This is a genomic window from Xenorhabdus indica (assembly GCF_014467235.1).
GTDB lineage: Bacteria > Pseudomonadota > Gammaproteobacteria > Enterobacterales > Enterobacteriaceae > Xenorhabdus > Xenorhabdus indica.
Window position 1 is genome coordinate 306,665 of the sequence record NZ_NKHP01000003.1, and the last position, 4,620, is coordinate 311,284.

Annotated in this window: 4 protein-coding genes, 5 tRNA genes and 2 rRNA genes; 10 read left to right on the plus strand and 1 reads right to left on the minus strand. The window is 40.4% G+C overall.

The window, feature by feature from the left end:
* Nucleotides 1-36 precede the first annotated feature (36 nt).
* From rrf (Xind_RS04500) to birA, 5 genes are all read left to right on the plus strand, one after another.
* A 5S ribosomal RNA gene (gene rrf / locus Xind_RS04500) occupies nt 37-152 on the plus strand.
* A 50-nt stretch (nt 153-202) separates the two neighbouring features.
* Nucleotides 203-278 (plus strand) — tRNA-Thr (locus tag Xind_RS04505).
* A gap of 34 nt (nt 279-312) precedes the next feature.
* Nucleotides 313-428: ribosomal RNA gene (gene rrf, locus Xind_RS04510) — 5S ribosomal RNA — on the plus strand.
* A gap of 161 nt (nt 429-589) precedes the next feature.
* Nucleotides 590-1,630: a UDP-N-acetylmuramate dehydrogenase gene (murB, locus tag Xind_RS04515; RefSeq protein WP_187649541.1), complete on the plus strand. Its 1,041-nt coding sequence runs from the start codon at nt 590-592 to the stop codon at nt 1,628-1,630.
* A complete protein-coding gene (gene birA, locus Xind_RS04520) occupies nt 1,627-2,586 on the plus strand; it encodes a bifunctional biotin--[acetyl-CoA-carboxylase] ligase/biotin operon repressor BirA (protein WP_047684774.1) in 960 nt (319 codons plus the stop codon). The genes murB and birA overlap by 4 nt, the downstream gene beginning before the upstream one ends.
* Before the next feature lie 30 nt (nt 2,587-2,616).
* On the opposite strand, the gene coaA is transcribed toward birA, so the two are convergent.
* On the minus strand, nt 2,617-3,567 hold the full coding sequence (gene coaA / locus Xind_RS04525) for a type I pantothenate kinase (RefSeq protein ID WP_047684771.1): 951 nt from the start codon (nt 3,565-3,567) through the stop codon (nt 2,617-2,619).
* Nucleotides 3,568-3,951: 384 nt separating this feature from the next.
* Between coaA and Xind_RS04530 the strand changes: the two genes are divergently transcribed.
* From Xind_RS04530 to Xind_RS04550, 5 genes are all read left to right on the plus strand, one after another.
* A tRNA-Thr gene (locus Xind_RS04530) sits at nt 3,952-4,027 on the plus strand.
* Nucleotides 4,028-4,042: 15 nt separating this feature from the next.
* Nucleotides 4,043-4,127 (plus strand) — tRNA-Tyr (locus tag Xind_RS04535).
* A gap of 100 nt (nt 4,128-4,227) precedes the next feature.
* Nucleotides 4,228-4,302: transfer RNA gene (locus tag Xind_RS04540), tRNA-Gly, on the plus strand.
* Between the two features lie 6 nt (nt 4,303-4,308).
* Nucleotides 4,309-4,384: transfer RNA gene (locus Xind_RS04545), tRNA-Thr, on the plus strand.
* A 110-nt stretch (nt 4,385-4,494) separates the two neighbouring features.
* On the plus strand, nt 4,495-4,620 hold a 126-nt coding region (locus tag Xind_RS04550), incomplete at its 3' end, for a GTP-binding protein (protein ID WP_230333040.1).

Genomic DNA, 4,620 nt, shown 5'->3' on the forward strand with positions numbered 1-4,620 from the left:
GTCCGGCAGCTTGTTCGGGATTGAAAACAGGATTTGTCTGGCGGCAATAGCGCGGTGGTCCCACCTGACCCCATGCCGAACTCAGCAGTGAAACGCCGTTGCGCCGATGGTAGTGTGGGGTCTCCCCATGCGAGAGTAGGGCACTGCCAGACATTGATTTATAAGTGTTGCCAAGATGGCAACACTTTTTATTTTAGCATTTGCTGATATGGCTCAGTTGGTAGAGCACACCCTTGGTAAGGGTGAGGTCCCCAGTTCGAATCTGGGTATCAGCACCATGAATAATGCGTTCGGTAAATAAAACAGAATTTGCTTGGCAGCAATAGCGCGGCGGTCCCACCTGACCCCATGCCGAACTCAGCAGTGAAACGCCGTAGCGCCGATGGTAGTGTGGGGTCTCCCCATGTGAGAGTAGGGAACTGCCAAGCTTTAATATCTAGTCAAAAGGCCACTCATTTGGGTGGCCTTTTGCATTTCTGGTTATTTTCTTTTTTCTATGTCTTCTATAGTAAGTCAGTCACTACTGGTTTATCTTTCAAAGATAGAGTCTGCTAGACTACAGGCAAATTATTTATCGAGTTAGAAATGAATGTCTGTCTGTCAACCAACTCAACTAAAAGTGTTTAATACGTTTGGCATTTTAGCCAATGCTGAACGTATTTGTACGGCAACCTCAACTGAATCACTTTTATCTTTATGGCAAAAAGCAGAGAAGAGTGGTCATCCTATCCTTATACTGGGAGGAGGTAGCAATGTTCTATTTACTGAAAATTTTAAGGGAACAGTAATTTTAAATCGTATTCTTGGTATCGAGATACAAGAATCTGATATTGCATGGCATATTCATGTCGGCGCAGGTGAAAATTGGCATGAATTAATCAAATATTTACTAAATCGACAAATTTTTGGTCTGGAGAATTTGGCATTGATTCCTGGGAACGTTGGTTCTGCCCCTATCCAAAATATTGGAGCCTATGGAATTGAGTTTAAACAAGTCTGTGAATATGTTGACTTAGTTGAGCTGAAAACTGGTAAACAAATTCGTTTGATGGAAAGCGAGTGTCAATTTGCTTATAGGGATAGTGTCTTCAAACATCAGTATAGAGAAGGATATGCAATTATTTCTGTTGGTTTGAGGCTAAATAAAACGTGGAAGCCTATATTAACCTATAGTGGTTTAACGCAGTTCTTGGGGGGCGATGTTACACCAGAGCAAATATTCCATGTAGTCTGTGAAATGCGTCAAAGTAAGTTGCCAGATCCTGCTGTTATAGGAAATGCAGGGAGTTTCTTTAAGAATCCGGTTGTATCGATTGAATTGGCGCAAAAAATTAAATCGGAATACCCTGAATGTCCTCAATATCATCATAATGAGTATAGTGTAAAAATAGCTGCGGGCTGGTTGATAGATCAATGTCATTTAAAAGGGTATCGTGTTGGTGATGCTGCTGTTCACATGAAACAAGCATTGGTATTAATCAATCAAGGCAATGCCACAGGGCAGGATGTTATTGCCTTGGCTGCTTATGTACGTAAACAAGTAGCTAAAAAATTTGATATTTTTTTAGAGCCTGAAGTCCGTTTCATTGGTAGTGAAGGTGAAATAGACGCAGTGGAATGTATTTCATGAAAGATATTAGTATTCCATTAAAATTAATTAACGTGCTATCAGATGGTGAAACTCATTCAGGGCAGCAGTTAGGTCAGGAATTAGGAATGAGCCGGGCAGGAATAAATAAACATATCCAGACTATTCGTGAGTGGGGAGTGGAGATTTTGACGATCCCCGGTAAAGGTTACCGCTTTCCTGCTCCCATGAATCTTCTTAGTAAAGAAATGATTGAAAGCTACTTGCCAAATAATGGCATTGAGGTTATTCCTGTTATTGATTCCACAAATCAGTATTTTTTAGATAAATTAGAGGAACTTACTTCAGGGGATTCCTGCGTCGCAGAATACCAGTATGCAGGGAGAGGCCGTCGTGGAAGACAATGGGTGTCTGCTTTTGGCCGGAATTTATATTTATCTATGTTCTGGCGTTTAGAACAAGGCCCTGCTGCTGCAATTGGATTAAGCCTAGTAGTCGGTATTGTAATTGCGGAAGTTTTGAATCGCCAGGGAGCAGAAAGGGTAAAAGTAAAGTGGCCTAATGATTTGTATCTGGATGATAAGAAACTGGCTGGTATATTAGTTGAATTAATGGGGAAAACAGGAGATGCAGCTCAGATTGTCATCGGAATTGGTATGAATATTTCAATGAGCAGTGAGCAGCAAAAATTAATAAACCAGAGGTCGATTAATCTACAGCAGGCAGGAGTAACTATTGAACGAAATAAGTTAGTTGCTGAAATCGTTGTTGAACTAAAGAAAGCGTTGGTCCAGTTTGAAAACGAAGGATTATTACCTTTTATTTCCAGATGGTTTAAATTAGATAATTTTATGGATCGTCCGGTGAAATTGATTATTGGTGATCAAGAAATTTATGGGATCTCCCGTGGAATTGACCAACAAGGTGCACTATTGCTTGATATCAATGGTGTTATTACGCCGTATATTGGTGGTGAAATTTCTTTGAGAGGATGCTGAGTATAAAGCCGGAGACTTCCGGCTCTTACATTATTTTCTTAATCTGACGTTTTCAATAGCGTGGTTAGCACCTTTAGTCATAATTAAGTTGGCGCGTTCTCTGGTGGGTAAGATGTTTTGTTGTAGATTTAATCCATTAATTTCTTGCCAAATGCCTGATGCGACTTTTATTGCTTCTTCAGTCGTTAACTTAGAATAACCGTGGAAATAAGAGTCTGGGTCAGCAAAAGCGCCTTGGCGGAATTTAAGAAAACGGCTGACATACCATTGTTCGAGTAATTGTTCTGATGCGTCAACATAAATAGAAAAATCAACAAAATCAGAAACAAAGACATGATGTGGCTCATGGGGATAATCCATGCCACTTTGCAGCACATTTAGACCTTCTAGTATCAGAATATCTGGTCGTTCTATGACAAGCTGTTCGTCAGGTACAATATCATAGCTAAGGTGAGAATATACTGGCGCTGTAACCTTTTCGACACCTGATTTTATATCAGAGACAAATTTGACTAAACCGCGCATATCGTAGGATTCGGGAAATCCTTTTTTCTTCATTAAGCCACGCTCATTTAGCACATTATTAGAGTGTAAAAAACCGTCTGTAGTCACCAGTTTCACACGACGATGTTCAGGCCAGCGGCTCAATAATGCTTGTAATAAACGTGCCGTTGTACTTTTTCCAACAGCAACGCTACCCGCAATACCAATGATGTAAGGTATTTTTTGCCCACCAGTCCCTAAAAATTGTTCAAGAACAGCCTGACGCCGTATATTGGAACTAATATAAAAATTAAGTAGGCGTGATAATGGCAAATAGATCTCAACTACTTCATCTATTGAAATTTCTTCATTAATTCCTTTTAAAGCAGCAACCTCTTCTGCTGTTAATGTTAAAGGCACTGAGTCACGCAAAGTTGCCCAATGTTCACGATCAAATTGTAAATAAGGGGTCGTTAAAAAAGATTCTTTCTTATTCATAAGCCAACATCTGCCTGTCTATGCAGGTTGGACGGGTTGTTGTACACACCCGTATCCGACAAAAAATAAACCTCATCATATCGGCTGAACTATCTTAGGCGTAGAAATTTTTATTATTTTAGTAATTTTTTTGATGGAAAATACAAAATTACGAAAAAATGAGTAGTTTTTTTGTTTATCCCTGATAAGTAATTTTTCAAAATAATCTATCAGTTTGTTTGTTGAAGTTTTCATATTGCGAATTTTTGTTTGCCATTTGTACTGTATCTATTGAAAAAATCATCAAAACAACTTTGATTGAACGTAATGTGAGCGAAAAAACAAAAAAGATAATTTTTTTGTTGCATCATAGGCGAATACTACCTAGAATGCGCAGCACTTGATGCCGGCATAGCTCAGATGGTAGAGCAACTGACTTGTAATCAGTAGGTCCCGAGTTCGATTCTTGGTGCCGGCACCATCAAAAATTTGGAAAGGTGGGGTTCCCGAGCGGCCAAAGGGAGCAGACTGTAAATCTGCCGTCACAGACTTCGAAGGTTCGAATCCTTCCCCCACCACCATAAACCAGTTTTCATCTTGAGTATTATGAATCGAGTTATTATTTCAGCAAAAATACTTGAGGTATAATACAGTTGATTAAAGTCAGGTAGCCGAGTTCACGCGGGCATCGTATAATGGCTATTACCTCAGCCTTCCAAGCTGATGATGCGGGTTCGATTCCCGCTGCCCGCTCCAAGATGTGCTGATATAGCTCAGTTGGTAGAGCACACCCTTGGTAAGGGTGAGGTCGGCAGTTCGAATCTGCCTATCAGCACCACTTCCTTAGTTCTTGCCTCCTGGTTTTCTTCCTGCTGATGTCTAAACAAGCACATATTGCTTGGTTGATGTGGTGAAACCACCGATTCCGTGTCTTAGAGGGACAACCTAATGTCTAAAGAAAAGTTTGAACGTTCAAAACCGCACGTTAACGTTGGTACTATCGGCCACGTTGACCACGGTAAAACTACCCTGACTGCTGCAATCACTACCGTTTTGGCGAAAACTTACGGCGGT